Here is an 18043-nt window from a genome sequence, read left to right as displayed (position 1 = left end):
CGCGTCGACTCCCTCCTCCGCCTTGCAGCTGCACGCACCAGACCCCGCTCACCGGCATGGACAAGTCCCGCCGGTGTCCTGCGTCCTGATCCAAACGACAGGCCCTAGGCGCGCCCCGCGCCGCTCTTCCAGGCGGTTCAGTACCCCTGGTTGTACGGGTTCTGTTCGTTCTGGGGGTACTGCTGCTGACCGTAGCCCTGCGGGTACTGCTGCTGCGGGTACTGCTGGGCGTACGGCTGCTGCGGGTGCGGGTGCTGCGGGTACTGCTGCCCGTGCGGCTGCTGCGGCTGCTGCGGCTGCTGGGCGTACGGCTGCTGGTTGGGGTTGGGGTTCGGGTTCCCGTAGTACTGCTGCTGCGGGGGCTGGTCGGCCGGGGGGACGCGGCGGAGCTGGGTGGTGGCGTCGTCCATGACCGGGGACTCGTAGTGCTGCGGGGTCTGGGGAGCCTGCGGGGGCTGCGGCGGGTTCTTCCTGTTCTTGGAGCGGGCGCGCAGGAACTCGATCGCGATCGGGACGACGGAGACCAGGACGATCAGGATGAGGATCGCCTCGATGTTCTCCTTGACGAAGTCGATGCCGCCCAGCCAGGAGCCCAGCAGGGTGACGCCCGCGCCCCACAGGACGCCGCCGATCACGTTGAAGATCAGGAACGAGCGGTACCGCATCCCGCTGACGCCGGCGATGATCGGCGTGAACGTGCGCACGACGGGCACGAAGCGGGCCAGGACCAGGGACTTGGGGCCGTACTTCTCGAAGAACTCGTGCGCCTTGGTGACGTTCTCCTGCTTGAACAGCCGGGAGTCCGGGCGCTTGAACAGGGACGGTCCGACCTTCTTGCCGAACATGTAGCCGGCCTGGTCGCCGAGGATCGCGGCGACGCAGATCAGCGCGATCGCCCCCCACAGCGGGAAGTCGAGCTGCTTGGAGGTGATGAGCAGTCCCGCGGTGAACAGCAGCGAGTCGCCCGGCAGGAAGAACCCGATGAGCAGGCCCGACTCGGCGAAGACGATGAGGAGCAGGCCCCAGATGCCGAACGTGTCGAGGAGATAGTTCGGATCCAGCCAGCTCGGGCCGAGGGCAAGCGTCGTCACGGTTCCGGGCTCCTGAGGGATGAGGGCGGTGAGGCGTTCGGGTACGACCGCACAAAGCTATCAACGCCTTGTGCCCACCCCAGGTTCCACCGGTGGAGCCAGGATGCACTGTGGCCACCCTCGGACCGAGCTGTGAGCCGCCGGGGTCACCCGGCGCGGCGGTCCGCGTTGGCCATGATCGCGTCCTTGAGGTGCTCGGCGAGGCCGGGGCGCATCGCATCGTAGAACGCCTTGAAGCGCTCGTCCGCCACGTACATCTCGGCGAGGCAGCGGTGCATCTCGTAGGGACAGTCGTAGTACCAGGTGCCGATGTGCTGCCGGTGCTCCTCCGCCAGGGCCATGGCGGCCTCGCCGGACGGCGGCTCACCGGCCGCCATGAGCGCGGCGTAGCGCTCGCTCCAGTCGGTCGCCTCGGCCATCAGCCGCTGCCAGTCCTCCTTGGTGTAGCGCGCGGCCCGGCGCTGCGACTCGGCGTACGCCTCCGTGCCGCCCCAGCGGGCCTCCGCCTCGTCGGCGTACTGTTCCGGGTCCTTGTCCCCGAAGACCTCGAACCGCTCCTCGGGGGTGAGGTTGATGCCCATCCTGCGTGCCTCCATGGCCTGCTCCACGGCCGCCGCCATCTTCCGCAGCTTCTCGATCCGGGCGGTCAGCAGTTCGTGCTGCCGGCGCAGGTGCGCGCGCGGGTCCGTGTCCGGATCGTCGAGGAGGGCGGCGACCTCGTGGAGCGGGAAGCCGAGTTCCCGGTAGAACAGGATGCGCTGCAGCCGGTCGAGGTCGGCGTCGCTGTAGCGCCGGTGGCCCGCGCGGCTGCGCTCGCTGGGCGCGAGCAGGCCGATGTCGTCGTAGTGGTGCAGCGTGCGCACCGTCACTCCGGCGAAGCCGGCCACCTGTCCCACGGAGTAGCTCAACTCCCGCTCCCTTCTTCCGACGCCGACCACGCTGCCTCCTCACGTGGCGTGAGGTGCAAGCCCGGTGCGGGGTTCAGTGGCTCAGCCTGCCGAATCTGCGCACCGCCAGCGGGACGAACACCGCGAGCAGGGCGAGCGGCCACAGCACGGCCGCCCGGACGTGGCCGGGTTCGCCGCCGGGGCCGCCGAACAGGTCGCGTACGGCCGTGGCGGTGTGCGACATGGGGTTGTACCGGACGATGGTGCCCAGCCAGCCGGGCATGGCGTCCGGGGTGGCGAAGGCGTTGGAGAGGAAGCCGACGGGCCAGACCAGGATCTGCACCGCCGAGACCATCTCGGGTCTCCCGGCGACCAGGGCGAGGTGGATGCCGATCCACAGCATCGCGAACCGGAAGAGGAGAAGGAGACCGACGGCGCCCAGGAACGCGCCGGGGGTGCCGTCGGCCCGCCAGCCGAGCCCGTACCCGACGGCGATCAGTACGGCGAGGCCGAGCGCCGACTGGAGCATGTCGGCGACCGCGCGGCCCACCAGGACGGCCCCGTCGGCCATGGGCATCGCGCGGAACCGGTCGATGACGCCCTTGTTCAGGTCCTGGGTGACGGCGACCATCGTGCCCTCCAGGCCGAACGCCATGGTGAGGGCGAGCATGCCGGGGACCAGGTAGTCGACGTAGTCGCCCGTCACGCCCCGGCCGCCGCCGACCAGGTAGCCGAACATCAGCAGCAGCATGACGGGGAACAGCAGGCCGACGAGGACCGGCACGGGCCGGCGGGCCCAGTGGTCCAGCTCGCGGCGGGTCATGGTCCAGGAGTCGGTCAGGACGTAGGTCCCGGGGGTGCTCACGCGGCCTCCTCGGCGGTCTTCTCGGTGGTCTTCTCGCTTGTCTTGTCGCTGCTCTTCTCGCTTGTCTTGTCGCTGGTCTTCTCGGTGGTTCCCGTCAGGTGCAGGAACACCTCGTCGAGCGTGGGGCGGCGCAGCGCCACGTCCTCCGCCTCGATGCCGGCGTCCTCCAGGGCCCGTACGACGCCGGTGAGCGCCGCCATCCGGTCGGTGACCGGGGCGCTGAGCAGCCGGCGGTCGGCGTCGGTGCGGACGCCGGTGAGCGGGAGGAGGACGGCGGCCTCGGAGAGCCGCCCGGCGTCGCGCAGGACGACGTCGACGCGGTCGCCGCCGATCGCCGCCTTCAGCTCGTCGGCGGTGCCGTCGGCGACCACCCGGCCGGCGTCCACCACCGACACGCGGTCGGCGAGCTGGTCGGCCTCCTCCAGGTACTGCGTGGTCAGCAGCACCGTCGTACCACCGTCGGCCAGGGAGCGGACCGACTCCCACACCTCGGCGCGGCCCCGGGGATCGAGGCCGGTGGTCGGTTCGTCCAGGAAGAGCACGTGGGGGTCGGTGATCAGGGAGACGGCCAGGTCCAGCCGGCGGCGCATGCCGCCGCTGTAGGCGCTGACCGGTTTGCGCCCGGTGTCGGTGAGGCCGAAGCGGGCCAGCAGTTCACCGGCACGCGCGCGTGCCCGCTCGGCGCCCAGGTGGTGGAGGCGGCCGAACAGTTCCAGGTTCTGCCGGCCGCTCAGTTCCTCGTCCAGGGCGGCGTGCTGGCCGAGCAGGCCGATGCGCCGCCGGACGGCGTACGCCTCGGTGACCACGTCGTGCCCGGCGACCTCGACGCGGCCCGCGTCGGGCCGCAGCAGGGTGGCCAGGACGCGTACCAGGGTCGTCTTGCCCGCGCCGTTGGGGCCGAGCATCCCGTGCACCGTGCCGCGCCCGACGGTCAGGTCGAGGCCGTCCAGCGCGGGTTTGGTGCCGTACCTCTTGCGTGCTCCTTCGACGGTGATCGCGGCGTCGGCCATGGGACCCCTTCGCTAGTCAATCTTGACTACTGGGAGACGAAAGTACCCCGGGACCTCCAGACTCGTCAAACTTGATTAGTGCGCGTCCTCCGGGTGCGGCTCACCCGTCCCGTACGGGTTCGGCTCGCCCTCGCGCAGCACGCCGACGAACGGTTCGCCCTCGCCCGCGAAGGTGTAGGCGCCGCCGCGGATGCGCTCGACGAGGCCGCGGGTCCAGCGGGCGCCGGTGTCGGCGGAGTCGACCCACATGTTCATGATCTCGCCGATGTGGCCGAGCTGCTGCGGGCCCTCCTCGGGCGTGTAGTACTCGGTGACGGCCTTCCGCCACGCCCCGATGGCCCGCAGCCGCTCCTGGAGCAGCTCCAGGACCTCCTCGCGGCGCAGGTCGACCATGAGGCCCAGCCCGGCGGAGAGCACGTCCGGCTTCTGGTCGTAGGCGGTGAGGGACTGCCGCAGCAGGGAGAAGTACTCCCGCGTGCCCTCTTCGGTGATCTCGTACTCGGTGCGCGGCGGGCCGCCCGCGGTGGACGGGGCCGTCTCGTGCGCGAGCAGCAGTCCCTGTTTCGCCATCTGCTTCAGGGCGTGGTAGATCGAGCCGGGCTTGGCGTTGGACCACTCGTGCGCGCCCCAGTACTCCAGGTCGTTGCGGACCTGGTAGCCGTGGGCCCGCCCGTGCTGGCGCACCGCGCCCAGCACGAGGAGACGGATCACTGACATGGGGTCCAGGTTAGGCGGGCGCGGAGCCGGGCCGGGCTCCGGTCCTCAGAACGGGAACCCGCTCCGGCCGTGCTGCACCGAGATCCACTTGTGGGTGGTGAAGGCGTCCAGCATGGTGTCGCCGTTGAGCCGGCCGAGGCCCGAGTGCTTCTCGCCGCCGAACGGCACGATCGGCTCGTCGTGCACGGTCCCGTCGTTCACGTGGAACATCCCGGCGTCGATCCGCTTGGCGAACGCCACGCCCCGCTCCACGTCGCCGGTGTGCACGGCGCCGCTGAGGCCGTACGGGGTGTCGTTGACCAGGCGTACCGCCTCCTCCTCGCCGTCGAAGGGGATGACGAAGGCGACCGGGCCGAAGACCTCCTGGCGGAGCAGGGCCGAGTCGGCGGGGACGCCGGTGAGCACGGACGGCTCGACCAGGTTGGCGGTGCGCCCGCCGCGCACCAGGGCCGTCGCGCCCTGGGCGAGGGCCTGCTCCACGACGCCGGCGACGGTGTCCGCCTGGCGGGAGTTGATCAGCGGGCCGATGACGGTCTCGGGGTCGCTCGGGTCGCCGGCCTTGAGGGTCTTCACCTTGGCGACGAACTTCGCCGTGAACTCCTCGGCGACCGACGCGTCGACCAGGACCCGGTTGGCGGCCATGCAGACCTGGCCCTGGTGGACGTAGCGGCTGAAGACGGCCGCGTCGACGGCGTAGTCGAGGTCCGCGTCGTCGAGGACCACCAGGGCGCTGTTGCCGCCCAGTTCGAGGACGGAGCGCTTGAAGTGCGCGGCGCAGACGGTGGCGACGTGGCGGCCGACCGCGTCGGAGCCGGTGAAGGAGATGACCTTGGGGACCGGGTGTTCCAGGAAGGCGTCGCCGATCTCCGCTATGTCCGTGACGACGACGTTGAGCAGTCCGCCGGGCAGACCGGCGTCCTCGAAGATCTTCGCGATCAGGGTGCCGCCGACGACCGGGGTGTTCTGGTGCGGCTTGAGAACGACGCCGTTGCCGAGGGCGAGGGCGGGGGCGACCGACTTGAGGGAGAGCAGGAAGGGGAAGTTGAAGGGGCTGATGACGCCCACGACGCCGACCGGGACGCGGTAGACGCGGTTCTCCTTGCCCTCCGTCGGGGAGGGCAGGATGCGGCCCTCGGGGCGCAGCGCCAAGTGGACCGCCTCGCGCAGGAACTCCTTGGCGAGGTGCAGTTCGAAGCCGGCCTTGGTCCGGGTGCCGCCCAGCTCGGCGATGATCGCCTCGGCTATCTCGCCCTCGCGCTCCTCCACGATCCGCAGCGCCTTCTCGAACACCGCGCGGCGGGCGTACGGGTTGGTCGCCGCCCACTCCCGCTGGGCGCGCTCGGCCGCCCGGTAGGCGGCGTCGACCTCGTCGGTGGTGGCTATCGTGATCGAGGCGAGCTTGGCGTCGTCGTACGGGTTGAAGTCGATGATGTCCCAGGAGCCGGAACCGGAGCGCCACTCACCGTCGATGTACTGCTGCGCCAGGTCGGTGAAGTACGACGACGACATGTGATCCCTCAATCCCTTGCTGCCGGGGCAGGCGGAGCCGGCGACCGTGCGTCTTCACGGAACGTCCGCGCGTCATCCTACTTAGGGGTAAAGGGAGTTGGCGCTGCCTTTCGGCATCAGGAGAGCTGGAGCAGCCCGCGCAGTGCGTCGCGGCTCTCGTCCGGCCCGGGGCTGTCCCGCTGCAGCTCCTCGATCGCCTTCTCGTACTGGGCGACGTCCTCGGGCTTGTCCAGGTACAGCGCGCTGGTGAGCTGCTCCAGGTAGACCACGTCGGAGAGGTCCGACTCGGGGAAGCTGAGCAGCGTGAAGGCGCCGGACTCGCCGGAGTGGCCGCCGAAGCCGAACGGCATCACCTGGAGGCGGATGTTGGGGCGCTCGGACATGTCGATCAGGTGCTGGAGCTGGCCGCGCATCACCTCGCGGTCGCCGTAGGGGCGGCGCAGCGCGGCCTCGTCCAGGACGATGTGGAACTGCGGCGCGTTCTCGGCCACCAGGTACTTCTGGCGCTCCAGGCGCAGCGTCACCCGGCGCTCGACGTCCTCCTCGCTCGCACCGCGTGCCCCGCGGCGCACCACCGCGCGCGCGTACTCCGGCGTCTGCAGCAGCCCGTGCACGAACTGCACCTCGTACACGCGGATGACGGAGGCGGCGCCCTCCAGCCCCACGTAGGTGGGGAACCAGCTGGGCAGCACGTCCGAGTAACTGTGCCACCAGCCCGCGACGTTGGCCTCCTTGGCCAGCGACAGGAGGGAGGCCCGCTCCTGCTCGTCGGTGATGCCGTACAGCGTCAACAGGTCTTCCACATCGCGTGTCTTGAAGCTCACCCGGCCCAGCTCCATGCGGCTGATCTTCGATTCCGAGGCGCGGATCGAGTACCCCGCCGCCTCCCGCGTGATCCCCCGCGCCTCACGCAGTCGCCTGAGTTGTGATCCGAGCAGCATGCGCCGCACCACCGATCCGGGCTCTCCCGCGCTCACGTTCGCCAGCCTCCCCAACCGTCTTCAGAGGCCGAAGTCTGCCACTAAAACACTCCGAGCAGTACTCGTCCGATTACGGAAACGGAGACCTGACCAAGAAAACGCACAGGTAATGGCAAGGAGTTGCGGAGGCGACACCCAGGATGAGAGGTGAAGATGGCAGAAAATTTGACCAACAAGCGGTACGGGCAGGTCCATTTCGGTCACGTGCACGTGCATCTGCCCTTGCATCTGCCCTACGCATCCGAAACCATGGTGCCGCACCACCGCGCCGCATCGCTACGACCGCGAACTCCCGGGAGTGCCTCGCATGGGGACGAATGGATCGACCATGCTCGAGCCGTTGAGGCAGGGCCTTCCGCCGCTGGACCCCGCCCACGTCTCCAGCGCCGCCTCCTGCGCCCTGCCGCCCCGCTACGAAGCGGTGCGCGAGGCCCGCCGGTTCACCCGCCGCACCCTCGACGGCTGGCACACGGGCGACCGGTTCGACGACATCTGCCTGGTGGTCTCCGAACTCGTCACCAACGCCCTGCGGCACGCTCTGCCGCCCTGCGGCACGCAGCAGGCGGACGGGCACGGGCAGGTGCGGCTGCATCTGATGCGGTGGACCGAGCGGCTGGTGTGCGCGGTGCGCGATCCCAGCCACGACAGCCCGGTGGCCCGGGAGACGGAGGACTTCGCGGCGGAGTCCGGCCGCGGACTGTTCCTCGTCGAGTCCTTCAGCGACGGCTGGGGCTGGTACCCGCTGGCGGGCACGCTGCACGGCAAGGTGGTCTGGGCGCTGTTCCGGCTGCCGGACCCGCCGGCCGAGTGATCCGCCGCGTCCCTTCGCCGCGCCGCGTTTCTACGCGCGTCACGGCGGGCCGCGCTTACAGTGCGCTACGCGGATACGGCGTGGGCCTCGTAATGCGGTGCGGGCCGGGTACGAGGGGCGGGCCGCACACGAGGTGCGGTCAGCCGTGCGGGGCGGTCAGCCCGCGACCAGGTGGTCGAACTCCCCGTCCTTGACGCCCAGTAGCATCGCCTCGATCTCGGCGCGCGTGTAGACCAGCGCCGGGCCGTCGGGGAAGCGGGAGTTGCGCACGGCGACGTCCCCGCCGGGCAGCAGTGCGAACTCCACGCAGGACCCCTGCGAGTTGCTGTGCCGGCTCTTCTGCCAGGCCACTCCGTGCAGTTGCGTAGCGGCGATGCCGTTGTACACGTCGTGGTTCACAGGCCGCTCCCCGGTGTCGCACTAGTGGCTGGTGTGGCCATTGATGCATTGGTCAACTGATGCGGATCATAACCTTGTTCACGTGCATCTGCATGCGCAAATGCACGTGCACGCGGGGTCCTCTCGGTTACAGCCCCGTCCTGTGGGACGCCGGGCCGCGACCGGTCGTTCCCGCGTCTGCCCCGACTTTCGTTGATCATGCAACAACATGTGGGACCCGCCTGACCAGGCGGGTCCCACATGTGAACGGAGTGACCGGTGACGGCGCCAGTGACCGGTGTCAGCGACCGGTACCAGCGGCCGGCGTCAGCGGCCGGCGTCAGCGACTGGCGTCAGCGACTGGCGTAGGGCAGCAGCGCCATCTCTCGCGCGTTCTTGATCGCCGCGGCGAGCTGCCGCTGCTGCTGGGACGTGACGCGGGTGACCCGGCGGCTGCGGATCTTGCCGCGGTCGGAGATGAACTTCCGGAGCAGATCGACGTCCTTGTAGTCGATGTAGGTGATCCCCGCCTGGTCCAGGGGGTTCGGGCGGGACTTGAGGGGCTTGCGGTCGCTCTTGCGGGGCACGGCGGTTCAGACCTCCAGGAGGGTGTCGAAGCCGGACGGCAGCCGCTTCCAGGCGCCCGGTCCGGCGGCGTACTCGGCGTCGGTGAGCAGGCAGGACTCCAGCAGCCGCGCCAGGCCGTCCCGGTCGAGGCCGGGTGAGGTGAAGACGAGGTGCTGGCAGCGGTCGCCGTGCTCGGGGTGCCAGTCGAGGGCGGCGGCGGCCCGGCGTACGGGCGGCACCATCTCCCAGGCCGCGTCCGGCAGCGAGGCGAGCCACGGGCCCGCCCCCTCCACGCACAGGGCCCCGCCCGCGGCGTCCCAGTGCAGCAGCGTGTCCGGCTTGTCGGCCAGCCAGAACCGGCCCCGGCTGCGGGCCGCGGCGCAGGTCAGGTCCTCCAGCGCGGCGTACAGCCGCTCCGGGTGGAAGGGCCGGCGCCGGTGCCACACCAGGGTCGTGACGCCGTGCGCGTCGGCCTCGGCGGGCAGCAGGGCGCAGGCCGGGTGCTGGGCCGCCGCCGCGGCCTCCACGTCGAACCCGGCGAGCGCGGCCCGCGCCAGGTCCGGGGCGGAGCCCGCCAGGTCACCGTGGCCGATGGGGACCTGGCGGGCGGTCGGGTGGAGCTGCGCCAGCAGCTCGCGGTCCTCGTCGTCGGCCTCCGGGGAGTCGACGACGGCCAGGACGGGGGCGTACTCCAGCTGCCGCGCGAAGGTGTCGGCGACCGTGCGCTGGTCGGTGGCGGCCGCGGCGAGGCCGCCCTCGGCGAGGTCGTCGCCGTTGCCGAGGTACGGCAGCACCAGCGCCGGGTCGACGGCGGTGATCACGCCGGTGACGGTGAAGCCGCCGGCCGTCACCACCTCGGCCATCGCCTTGGGCTCGACGGAGTCCCACAGCTCGACGACGGCCAGCGGGACGGTCCCGGCGTCCGCGAGCCGCTCCAGCTCGGGGACCAGGTCCTCGCGCAGGGCGCAGCAGGCGCAGTCGTTGACCAGCGGCGCCTCCCCGGCGGACAGCAGGCCGGTGGCGTCCCGGACCGTGCGGACGACCGTACCCGCGGTGGCGGTCGCCAGGTCGTGGTGGAGGACGACGCTGCCGGGGACGTCGGCCAGCAGCCGGGCCACGGCGGCCTGGCGGGCGTCGGAGTGCAGTCCGCCGACGATCACTACGGGCGGCATCAGCCCTGCTTTCCGGTCCGGCCGTACCGGCGCTCGAAGCGCTCCACGCGTCCGGCGGTGTCCAGGACGCGGGCGGTGCCGGTGTAGAAGGGGTGGCTGACGTTGGAGATCTCGACGTCGACGACGGGGTAGGTGTGCCCGTCCTCCCACTCGATCGTCTTCTCGCTGGTCATGGTGGACCGGGTGAGGAAGGCGTAGTCGGCGGCACGGTCGCGGAAGACGACCGGGCGGTACTCGGGGTGGATTCCCTTGCGCATGGCGGTGCTCAGCGCTCCTCTCGGAAGTCGACGTGGCGGCCGGCGACGGGGTCGTACTTGCGCAGGGTCAGCCGGTCGGGGTCGTTGCGGCGGTTCTTGCGGGTGACGTAGGTGAAGCCGGTCCCCGCGGTGGACCGCAGCTTGATGACCGGGCGGAGTTCGTTGCGTGCCATGCTGCTATCTTACTGAAAATGAATTCCATTAACAGTCGTGTCCGTCAGGACTGACCGAGAGGTACGTCACCGTGTCCGCGCACTGCATGCTGACCGGCGCCCAGCCCGGCTTCGGCAACCGCATCTCCCACTCCCACCGGCGCACCTCGCGCCGCTTCGACCCCAACATCCAGACCAAGCGGTACTGGCTGCCGAGCGAGAACCGGCACGTACGGCTGCGGCTGAGCACCAAGGCGATCAAGACCGTCGACACGATCGGCGTCGAGGCGGCCGTGGCCCGGATCCGCGCCCGGGGAGTGAAGGTCTGATGGCGAAGAAGAGCAAGATCGCGAAGAACGAGCAGCGCCAGGAGACCGTCGCCCGGTACGCCGCGCGGCGCGCCGAGCTGAAGGAGATCATCCGCCGCCCGTCCTCCACCGACGCCGAACGCCTCGCCGCCCAGCGGGAGCTGCGCCGCCAGCCCCGGGACGCCAGCGCCACCCGCGTCCGCAACCGCGACCAGACCGACGGACGCCCGCGCGGCTACTTCCGTACGTTCGGGCTCTCCCGCGTCTCGCTGCGCGAACAGGCGCACGCCGGACATCTGCCCGGGGTCCGCAAGTCGTCCTGGTAGCTTGCGGCGTGTCGTGGGGCGCCCCCGGCCGTCCCGCGCCGTCCCGGCCGTCCGCTACAGCTTGGAGCTTCCGGTGACATGGATGACATGGGTGACTGTGGACGGTAGGGCGAGTGCGTCGCGTACGGCGAGTACGGCGAGTACGGCGAGTACGGCGAGTACGGCGGTCAGGGTGAGGGGCGACTGTCCTTCACGTCGGCGGGGGCGCGGGCGGCTGCGGGGTACGGCGGCGGCCGCCGGGGTCGTGGGCGTGCTGGTGCTCACCGGGTGCGGTGACGGCGGCGGTTCGGACGACGGGGCGGCGGGAGGCGCGAGTACGAGCGCGTCCGCGTCCGCCCCCGTGTCCTCCTCCCCGTCCGCGTCCCCCTTGGCGTCCGCGGCTCCCTCCGCGTCGACGCTCGCGTCCGCGTCCGTGTCCGCACCCGCATCCGCGTCTCCGTCCGCACCGGCGTCGGCACGGGCATCGGCGTCTTCCGGTGGCGGCAGCGGGGACGGCACCGGGGCTTCGGCGTCCACCGGTGTCCCTGCCGTCGCCGACCTGGAGGGCAGTTGGCTGGCCACCGCCGGCGGCAAGGCGGTCGCCCTGGTGGTCACCGGGAAGCAGGCCGGTCTCTTCGCCACGGGCGGGACCGTGTGCAGCGGTGACGTGCGCGGGTCCGGCGGCACCCTCACGATCCGGCTCTCCTGCACCGACGGGACCGACGACCGGGCGTCCGGAACGGTCGAGTCGGTCGACGGCTCGACCCTGGAGGTCGACTGGTCGGGCCGCCTGGGGACGGAGACGTACCTCAAGGCCGAGGGCGCCAGGCTGCCGAGCGGGCTGCCGACGGAGGGGCTGGGTTCCTGAGCCGGGCCGGGCCGGTAATCTCTGCTGACCCCTGTCCCTCCCCCGGCGACCGCCGGGAACCCGTTCACCACCCGTCTCCAGAGGACCCGTTCATGCGCGCCACCCGGCCGACCGTCGCCCTCGCCGCCGCCTCCGTCGCCGCGGCGCTCCTCCTGACCTCCTGCTCCGACGAGGGCGGCGGCACCGACGAGAGCGGTGACAGCTCCGCCTGCCGGATCGGCGGGTCGGGCACGGAGATCGCCGCGAGCCCCGCGCCGGCCGCCGGGGACACCGGCACCGTCACCGTCACCCTGACCAACCGCGGCGCCGAGTGCGTACTCGAAGGCTTCCCGACCGTGACGCTCCTCGTGGACGGCGCCTCCAAGGAGACCGGCAAGGAAGAGGGCGCCTCGGCGCGGCGGCTGACCTTGGCCAAGGGCGCCGCCGCCTCCTTCACCATCACCTACGTGCGCGGGGAGGAGGACGGCGCGAGCCTGGACGTCCGTACGGCGCGCTTCGCCCTGCCCGGCGCCTCCGCCACGCAGGACATCCCCTGGTCGTACGGCGCCGTCGCGACGAAGGACGGCGGGGACGGTGGGGACGGCGAGGACGGACCGGACGCGACGGTGAGCGCGTTCCAGCAGATGGGCGACTGAATCGGCTGAAGCGGGCGTCCGGACGGGACCGTCAGGGCAGCGGACGACGGCGTCCGCCGTCCGGACGGGACCGTCAAGGCAGCGGGCGACGGCGTCCGACCCGGGCCCGGTCGGCCGCGCGGACGCCCTCCGTCCAGCCCGCCTCGTCGGAGACGCCCCGCAACCGGGTGGTGGTCGTCTCCGGGAACATCCGCTCCAGGCGGCCGGTCACCGCGACCTCGCGGGAGGCGAGCACGGGCAGCAGGCTCTCGTCCTCGCTGACCGGGGCTTCGGCGGCTTCCCGCAGCCGGGTGCCCACGCGGTGCGCGTAGGCCGCCAGGAACGACTGACGGAACGTCTTGGTCCGTTTCCGGCCGCCGGCCCGCTGGGCGGCCTCCGCCCGGGTCATGGCCGTCTCGGCCTGCACGAGCAACGACGTGTGCAGCAGCTCGACCGCCGCGAGGTCGGTCTCGAAGCCGACCACGGTGGAGAAACCGAGGGCCTCGTTCCACACCGCGCGGCAGTGGTTGGCGGCGGCCACCGCGTCCAGCAGTACCGCCTTGGCCTGCTCGTACGGCGGCTCCACCCCGATCCGGCAGGCCCCCGGGGTGTCGGGCGCGGGCGCGCGGGCCGCCAGCAGCGCCTCGTCGATGCTGTGCCGGGCCATCAGCTCCTGCGCCTTGGCGCTCAGGGCCTCGGCCTCCTCCGGGTACCCGGTCGCCTCCGCCTTGGCCAGCAGCGCGCGGATGCGGGCGAGGGCGCGTGACGCGGGGCGGGCTCCGGGGTGTCCCTCGTGCCCTCCGGGATGCGCTCCGGGGTGTTCTCCGGGATGTCCTCCGGGGGACCGCGTACCGGGCTCGTCCAGCGGCTCCAGGTGGGGCAGGCGCAGCAGCAGGCGGTACAGCTCCAGGACGGTGGTGGCGCGCGAGAAGCGGTCGCCGCGGTCCGCCGGGTGCGTGGCCGGTCCGGCGGGGAGTCCGTCGAGCTGAGCGGCCCAGCGCGGGCCGCGCGGACGGTCGTACGCCGCCTGCGCCCGGATCAGGTCGGCGGCCAGCCGCAGGTGCGGGTCCCCGAGTTCCCGCCGTACGACGCGTACGACGTCGGCGGGCTGCCAGCCGCGCCGCCAGGCGCCGGCCACGAACTCCTCGCCGCGCCGGGCCAGTTCGGCGTCGGCCGCCGGGTCGGCCGCGAGCAGGGAGGCCGCCGTGTCGAGGGCGGCGTCGTCGGTGTCGTACAGGGCGGTCCGGAAGGCGCGGTCGACGGTGCCGGGGGCTCCGGGAGCGCCGACGGCTCCGGAGGCGCTGGACGTGCCGGGGTTGCTGGATGCGCCGGGGTTGCTCACCCGGCGATGGTGTCATGACCGCCGTTTTCCTTCCTCCCCTTCCTCCGCGCACGAGACTGTCAACCGACGGTTGACACTCACAGGGGCGCAACCTACGGTTGACACATGACGACGAACCCGAACATCACGGCATCCGTACGTCTCGACGACCTGATCGCCGCCATCAAGAAGGTCCACGCCGAGCCCCTGGAACAGCTCCAGGACGCCGTTCTCGCCGGGGAGCACCTCGGGGAGGTCGCCGATCATCTGATCGGCCACTTCGTCGACCAGGCCCGGCGTTCGGGCGCGTCCTGGACGGACATCGGCCGGCGGATGGGCGTCACCCGGCAGGCGGCCCAGAAGCGCTTCGTGCCGAAGGAGTCCACGGGCCCGGACGCGAGCGAGGGCTTCAGCCGCTACACGCCCCGCGCGCAGAACACGGTGATGGCCGCGCACAACGAGGCCAAGAACGCCCGCAACGCCGAGGGCGTGCCCGAACACCTCGTCCTCGGCCTGCTCGCCGAGCCGGAGGGCTTCGCCGTGCGGGCGATCGCCGCGCAGGGCGTGACGCCGGACGCCGTCCGCGAGGCGGCCCTCGCCGCGCTCCCGCCGGCCGCCGACGAGGTCCCGGAACTCGTGCCGTACGGCCCGGCCGCCAAGAAGGCCCTGGAACTCACCTTCCGCGAGGCCCTCCGCCTCGGCCACAACTACATCGGCACCGAGCACATCCTCCTGGCCCTGCTGGAGCACGAGAACGGCGACGGGGTCCTCAGCGGCCTCGGCCTCACCAAGGAGGCGACGGAGCGGTTCGTCACCGAGGCGCTGGCCGAGTTCATCACCGAGGAGAAGGGGGAGGGGGAAGGGGACGCCCCCGCGGCCGAGGCGACGGGGGCCTGACCGGCGGACGACCGGCGGACAACCGGCGGACAACCAGCGCGGCCCCGGCGTCCCGCCCCGGGGAGCGGCCCGTTGTCAGACCCTGCTGCGAGACTCGTTCCATGGCCGACCGGTGGATGCTCGCGGTGGCCGAGGACGGTGGTGCGGACGTCGCCCCCCTCGGCCCCGACGGGCTGCCCGCCGGTCCGGTACGGCGGGAGGCGGACGCCGCCGAGGCGGTGCGGGCCCGCCCGGACGTGGGCCGGTGGGTGTGGCGTTCCACCGCCGAGCTCTACCCGCGGCTGCTCGCCGCCGGGATCCGGGTGGAGCGGTGCTACGACATCGAGGACGCCGAGACCCTGCTCCTCGGCCACGAGGGCCGCTTCGGCGAACCGAGGTCGGCCGCCGCCGCCCTGGCCAGACTGCGCGGCGGTCCCGTACCCCCCGACCCGCCCCAGCGCCCCGCCGCGCCGGGCGCCCAGTCCCCCCTCTTCGAACCCCGGGGCGTCCACCTCCCCCTCCCCGACCTGGCCGCCGTCTACGCCGACCAGCAGCGACGGCACGACCGCGCCGAGCACCCGGACCGGATGCGGCTGCTGACCGCGAGCGAGTCGGCGGGGATGCTGGTGGCCGCCGAGATGAACCGGTCCGGGCTGCCCTGGCGGGCCGACGTGCACCGCGAGGTGCTGCGCGACCTGCTGGGCGAGCGGTACGCGGGCGGCGGCGAGCCGCGCCGGCTGGCCAAGCTGGCCGACGAGGTCTCCGCCGCCTTCGGGCGCCGGGTCCGGCCCGACCTGCCCGCCGACGTCGTCAAGGCGTTCGCGGGGGCCGGCATCAAGGTCCGCTCCACCCGCCGCTGGGAGCTGGAGTCCCTCGACCACCCGGCCGTGAAGCCGCTGATCGAGTACAAGAGGCTGTACCGCGTCTGGGTCGCCCACGGCTGGTCCTGGCTCCAGGACTGGGTGCGCGACGGCCGCTTCCGCCCCGAGTTCCAGGCCGGCGGCACGGTCACCGGCCGCTGGGTCACCAACGGCGGCGGCGCCCTGCAGATCCCCAAGGTCATCCGGCGGGCCGTGGTCGCCGACCCGGGCTGGCGGCTGGTGGTCGCCGACGCCGACCAGATGGAACCGCGCGTGCTGGCCGCGATCTCCCGCGACCCCGGCCTGATGGAGGTCGCCTCCCACCCGACCGACCTCTACCAGTCCGTCTCCGACCGCGCCTTCTCCGGCGACCGCGCCCAGGCCAAGCTGGCGGTGCTCGGCGCGGTGTACGGCCAGACCTCCGGCGACGGCCTGAAGAACCTGGCCGCGCTCAGACGCCGCTTCCCGCGCGCCGTGGCCTACGTCGACGACGCCGCCCGCGCGGGCGAGGAGGGCCGCCTCGTCCGCACCTGGCTGGGCCGCACCTGCCCGCCGGCGGCCCGGACGGGCGACGACGGCACCGGTGAGGCCGGCCTTCCCCAGGACGAGCCGCCGGGGAGCCGGCCCGGCGAGACGTCCGGCGCCCGGGCCCGGGGCCGCTTCGCCCGCAACTTCGTCGTCCAGGGCAGCGCCGCCGACTGGGCCCTGCTGATGCTGGCCGCGTTGCGGCAGACCTGCGCGGGGCTCTCCGCCGAGCTGGTCTTCTTCCAGCACGACGAGGTGATCGTGCACTGCCCGGACGACGAAGCCGACGTGGTCGTCACCGCGATACGGGAGGCCGCGGACCTGGCGGGACGGCTGACGTTCGGGCGGACGCCGGTGCGGTTTCCGTTCAGTACGGCGGTGGTGGGGTGTTACGCGGACGCGAAGTGAGCGCTGCCTGCCCCGAGGGGACGTCCGTCCCGGCACGGGCCGCGACACAGGGGGAGCCCGGCCGCCCGCCTCGGGCACGGTCCGCCGACGGCGGCATGAACGGCACCGGCCGCCCGCGCCCGGCTCAGCCCGGCGGCGCCACCACCCCGGCGAGGACCGTGGCGACGATCCCACGGACGTCCTCGGCCCCGGGTGGCGTGTCGTCCGAGTCCGCGAACCGCAGGTGCAGCGCCCCGACCAGGGTCGGTACGAGCACGGCGACGTCGGCGTCGGCCGCGACGCGCCCCCGTTCGCGCTCGGCTTCGAGATAGGCGGTGAGGATGCCCACGATCTCGGCGAGCACCGGGACGCCCCCGGCCGGCCGCGCCTCGCGCAGCCGTGCCCGTACCTGGTTCTGGAAGGTGACGAGGGCGACGACCGACACGGCCAGCGGCCCGAAGAGGCGCATCACGGCGTCGGTGACGTTGTCGACCACGGTGCGGGTCCCGGCGGCCTCACGCAGCGCTGCGCCCTGGGGCCGCATCCGCTCGATGCGGTCCAGCACGAACTCCGCGAGGAAAGCGTCGAACGACTCGAAGTGCCGGTGCAGGACACCCTTGGCGCAACCGGCCCGGACGGTCACCGCGCGGCTGGTGAGCGCGTCCGGACCGTCCTGGAGCAGGATGTGCTCGGCGGCGCCGAACAGCTGCTCGCGCGGATCCCGCAGGTGCACTCCCGTCGGCATGCCGCGTCCTCTTCGCCTCGTCGTCCTCCCCCACGTCGACGAGTGGGCGGGGGCCCACCCTACTGGGTTCAGCGAGGCCGGCAGCACTCCTGCGCCACCGCCACGAAGGCCAGCTTGGCGCGCTTGACCTCGTCGGGCCGCTCATGGCGCCTCAGAGCGTCGACGAGACGCTGCGCCGCGTCGGCGGCGTCCGGCGGGCCTTCCAGCAGCACCCCGCCCAAGGCGCGCTGCAGCAGGACATCCTCGTCGGCCTGCCCCCGCCCGTTCCGCTCGGCGACGATCCTGACCTCAGCGGCTCCGAGGAACTCCGCGTAGGTCTGGCGACGCAGGGCGAATTCACGGTGACCGGACTCGGCGCGAAGCGTCATGCGCACCGAGTCCAGCAGCGCGTCCGCCTGCCGGTCCCCCGCGTGCCGCGCGGCGGCGGCCTGCCGGAGGCCGGCGCTGCGGGCGTACCAGCCGGTGACGACACTGCCCGCGATCGCCGATCCGGCGGCGATCAGTGCGATTCCCCAGTCACTCATGCCACCATCCTCGCGACCGGCCCCGGCCCGCCACACGCTCCTGCCGAATGTGCGGCGTGGATCACTCCCGGCGGCCTTCGAACAGTGCGCGCTAGGATCGGACCATGTCGCCCGACGACGCGAAGGTACCCGCCCCGACCTGCGAAAACACCCATTTCCGCCCGCCGTCCCTCGGTAGACTGGACACTTATGGCGACGGGCGACGGGCGACGGGCGACGGGCGACGGGCGACGGGCGACGGGCGACGGGCGACGGGCGACGGGCGACGGGCGACGGGCGACGGGCGACGGGCGACGGGCGACGGGCGAACGGTT

General features: G+C 72.5%; 23 protein-coding genes. 7 read left to right on the top strand and 16 right to left on the bottom strand.

Annotation, left to right across the window (positions count from 1 at the left end):
* Positions 1-137 precede the first annotated feature (137 nt).
* From J7I94_RS36905 to J7I94_RS36875, 7 genes are all read right to left on the bottom strand, one after another.
* Positions 138-1091, bottom strand: coding sequence for a DedA family protein (locus J7I94_RS36905; RefSeq protein ID WP_215174577.1), 954 nt, complete (start codon positions 1089-1091; stop codon positions 138-140).
* 146 nt (positions 1092-1237) lie between these two features.
* Positions 1238-1999 carry a MerR family transcriptional regulator gene (locus J7I94_RS36900; RefSeq protein WP_215174575.1) on the bottom strand — a complete coding sequence of 254 codons (762 nt, stop codon included), beginning with the start codon at positions 1997-1999 and terminating at the stop codon, positions 1238-1240.
* A 73-nt stretch (positions 2000-2072) separates the two neighbouring features.
* Positions 2073-2801 carry an ABC transporter permease gene (locus J7I94_RS36895; protein WP_215174583.1) on the bottom strand — a complete coding sequence of 243 codons (729 nt, stop codon included), beginning with the start codon at positions 2799-2801 and terminating at the stop codon, positions 2073-2075.
* A gap of 38 nt (positions 2802-2839) precedes the next feature.
* Positions 2840-3853 (bottom strand): ATP-binding cassette domain-containing protein, encoded by a 1014-nt coding sequence (locus J7I94_RS36890; RefSeq protein ID WP_215174574.1) that lies wholly within the window; start codon positions 3851-3853, stop codon positions 2840-2842.
* A gap of 75 nt (positions 3854-3928) precedes the next feature.
* Complete coding sequence (locus tag J7I94_RS36885; protein WP_215174573.1) at positions 3929-4570, bottom strand: PadR family transcriptional regulator; 642 nt, start codon at positions 4568-4570, stop codon at positions 3929-3931.
* 45 nt (positions 4571-4615) lie between these two features.
* Complete coding sequence (locus J7I94_RS36880; RefSeq protein ID WP_215174572.1) at positions 4616-6079, bottom strand: aldehyde dehydrogenase family protein; 1464 nt, start codon at positions 6077-6079, stop codon at positions 4616-4618.
* 116 nt (positions 6080-6195) lie between these two features.
* On the bottom strand, positions 6196-7020 hold the full coding sequence (locus J7I94_RS36875; protein ID WP_215174581.1) for a helix-turn-helix transcriptional regulator: 825 nt from the start codon (positions 7018-7020) through the stop codon (positions 6196-6198).
* A 367-nt stretch (positions 7021-7387) separates the two neighbouring features.
* Here J7I94_RS36875 and J7I94_RS36870 point away from each other — a divergent pair, with 367 nt between their 5' ends.
* Positions 7388-7870, top strand: a complete 483-nt coding sequence (locus J7I94_RS36870; RefSeq protein WP_251076288.1) for an ATP-binding protein — start codon at positions 7388-7390, stop codon at positions 7868-7870.
* Positions 7871-8026: 156 nt separating this feature from the next.
* Here J7I94_RS36870 and J7I94_RS36865 read toward each other — a convergent pair whose 3' ends face one another.
* The 5 genes from J7I94_RS36865 to rpmG all read right to left on the bottom strand — a co-directional run bounded on the left by J7I94_RS36865 (position 8027) and on the right by rpmG (position 10417).
* Entirely contained in the window at positions 8027-8269 is a 243-nt protein-coding gene (locus tag J7I94_RS36865) for a DUF397 domain-containing protein (RefSeq protein WP_215174570.1), read from the bottom strand.
* A gap of 332 nt (positions 8270-8601) precedes the next feature.
* Positions 8602-8835 carry a 30S ribosomal protein S18 gene (gene rpsR / locus J7I94_RS36860; RefSeq protein ID WP_215174569.1) on the bottom strand — a complete coding sequence of 78 codons (234 nt, stop codon included), beginning with the start codon at positions 8833-8835 and terminating at the stop codon, positions 8602-8604.
* Between the two features lie 6 nt (positions 8836-8841).
* Complete coding sequence (locus J7I94_RS36855) at positions 8842-9987, bottom strand: GTP-binding protein (RefSeq protein ID WP_215174567.1); 1146 nt, start codon at positions 9985-9987, stop codon at positions 8842-8844.
* Positions 9987-10244: a type B 50S ribosomal protein L31 gene (locus tag J7I94_RS36850; protein ID WP_215174565.1), complete on the bottom strand. Its 258-nt coding sequence runs from the start codon at positions 10242-10244 to the stop codon at positions 9987-9989. Before J7I94_RS36850 ends, J7I94_RS36855 begins: the two co-directional genes overlap by 1 nt.
* Before the next feature lie 8 nt (positions 10245-10252).
* Positions 10253-10417, bottom strand: a complete 165-nt coding sequence (gene rpmG / locus J7I94_RS36845) for a 50S ribosomal protein L33 (protein WP_044382365.1) — start codon at positions 10415-10417, stop codon at positions 10253-10255.
* Between the two features lie 71 nt (positions 10418-10488).
* Here rpmG and rpmB point away from each other — a divergent pair, with 71 nt between their 5' ends.
* Both rpmB and rpsN read left to right on the top strand, forming a co-directional pair.
* Positions 10489-10725: a 50S ribosomal protein L28 gene (gene rpmB / locus J7I94_RS36840; protein ID WP_215174563.1), complete on the top strand. Its 237-nt coding sequence runs from the start codon at positions 10489-10491 to the stop codon at positions 10723-10725.
* On the top strand, positions 10725-11030 hold the full coding sequence (gene rpsN / locus J7I94_RS36835) for a 30S ribosomal protein S14 (protein ID WP_215174561.1): 306 nt from the start codon (positions 10725-10727) through the stop codon (positions 11028-11030). Before rpmB ends, rpsN begins: the two co-directional genes overlap by 1 nt.
* Positions 11031-11084: 54 nt before the next feature.
* Here the strand turns inward: rpsN and J7I94_RS36830 are convergent, their stop codons facing one another.
* Positions 11085-11294, bottom strand: a complete 210-nt coding sequence (locus tag J7I94_RS36830; RefSeq protein ID WP_215174585.1) for a hypothetical protein — start codon at positions 11292-11294, stop codon at positions 11085-11087.
* Between the two features lie 148 nt (positions 11295-11442).
* Here J7I94_RS36830 and J7I94_RS36825 point away from each other — a divergent pair, with 148 nt between their 5' ends.
* Positions 11443-11877 carry a hypothetical protein gene (locus J7I94_RS36825; RefSeq protein WP_251076287.1) on the top strand — a complete coding sequence of 145 codons (435 nt, stop codon included), beginning with the start codon at positions 11443-11445 and terminating at the stop codon, positions 11875-11877.
* A 92-nt stretch (positions 11878-11969) separates the two neighbouring features.
* Positions 11970-12512: a DUF4232 domain-containing protein gene (locus J7I94_RS36820; RefSeq protein WP_215174559.1), complete on the top strand. Its 543-nt coding sequence runs from the start codon at positions 11970-11972 to the stop codon at positions 12510-12512.
* A gap of 73 nt (positions 12513-12585) precedes the next feature.
* Here J7I94_RS36820 and J7I94_RS36815 read toward each other — a convergent pair whose 3' ends face one another.
* Positions 12586-13728 carry a DUF2786 domain-containing protein gene (locus J7I94_RS36815; RefSeq protein ID WP_251076289.1) on the bottom strand — a complete coding sequence of 381 codons (1143 nt, stop codon included), beginning with the start codon at positions 13726-13728 and terminating at the stop codon, positions 12586-12588.
* A 210-nt stretch (positions 13729-13938) separates the two neighbouring features.
* Here J7I94_RS36815 and J7I94_RS36810 point away from each other — a divergent pair, with 210 nt between their 5' ends.
* Both J7I94_RS36810 and J7I94_RS36805 read left to right on the top strand, forming a co-directional pair.
* Complete coding sequence (locus tag J7I94_RS36810; RefSeq protein WP_215174555.1) at positions 13939-14709, top strand: Clp protease N-terminal domain-containing protein; 771 nt, start codon at positions 13939-13941, stop codon at positions 14707-14709.
* Between the two features lie 101 nt (positions 14710-14810).
* On the top strand, positions 14811-16481 hold the full coding sequence (locus J7I94_RS36805) for a bifunctional 3'-5' exonuclease/DNA polymerase (protein WP_215174553.1): 1671 nt from the start codon (positions 14811-14813) through the stop codon (positions 16479-16481).
* Between the two features lie 124 nt (positions 16482-16605).
* Here the strand turns inward: J7I94_RS36805 and J7I94_RS36800 are convergent, their stop codons facing one another.
* A complete protein-coding gene (locus J7I94_RS36800; protein ID WP_215174551.1) occupies positions 16606-17205 on the bottom strand; it encodes a TetR/AcrR family transcriptional regulator in 600 nt (199 codons plus the stop codon).
* A gap of 68 nt (positions 17206-17273) precedes the next feature.
* Complete coding sequence (locus J7I94_RS36795) at positions 17274-17729, bottom strand: hypothetical protein (RefSeq protein WP_215174550.1); 456 nt, start codon at positions 17727-17729, stop codon at positions 17274-17276.
* Between the last annotated feature and the right edge of the window lie 314 nt (positions 17730-18043).

Origin of the sequence: Streptomyces sp. ISL-12 (assembly GCF_018614415.1) — a bacterium.
Lineage (GTDB): Bacteria > Actinomycetota > Actinomycetes > Streptomycetales > Streptomycetaceae > Streptomyces.
Note: the sequence above shows the minus strand (reverse complement) of the source record. Positions and strands in the feature narration are given on the sequence as shown.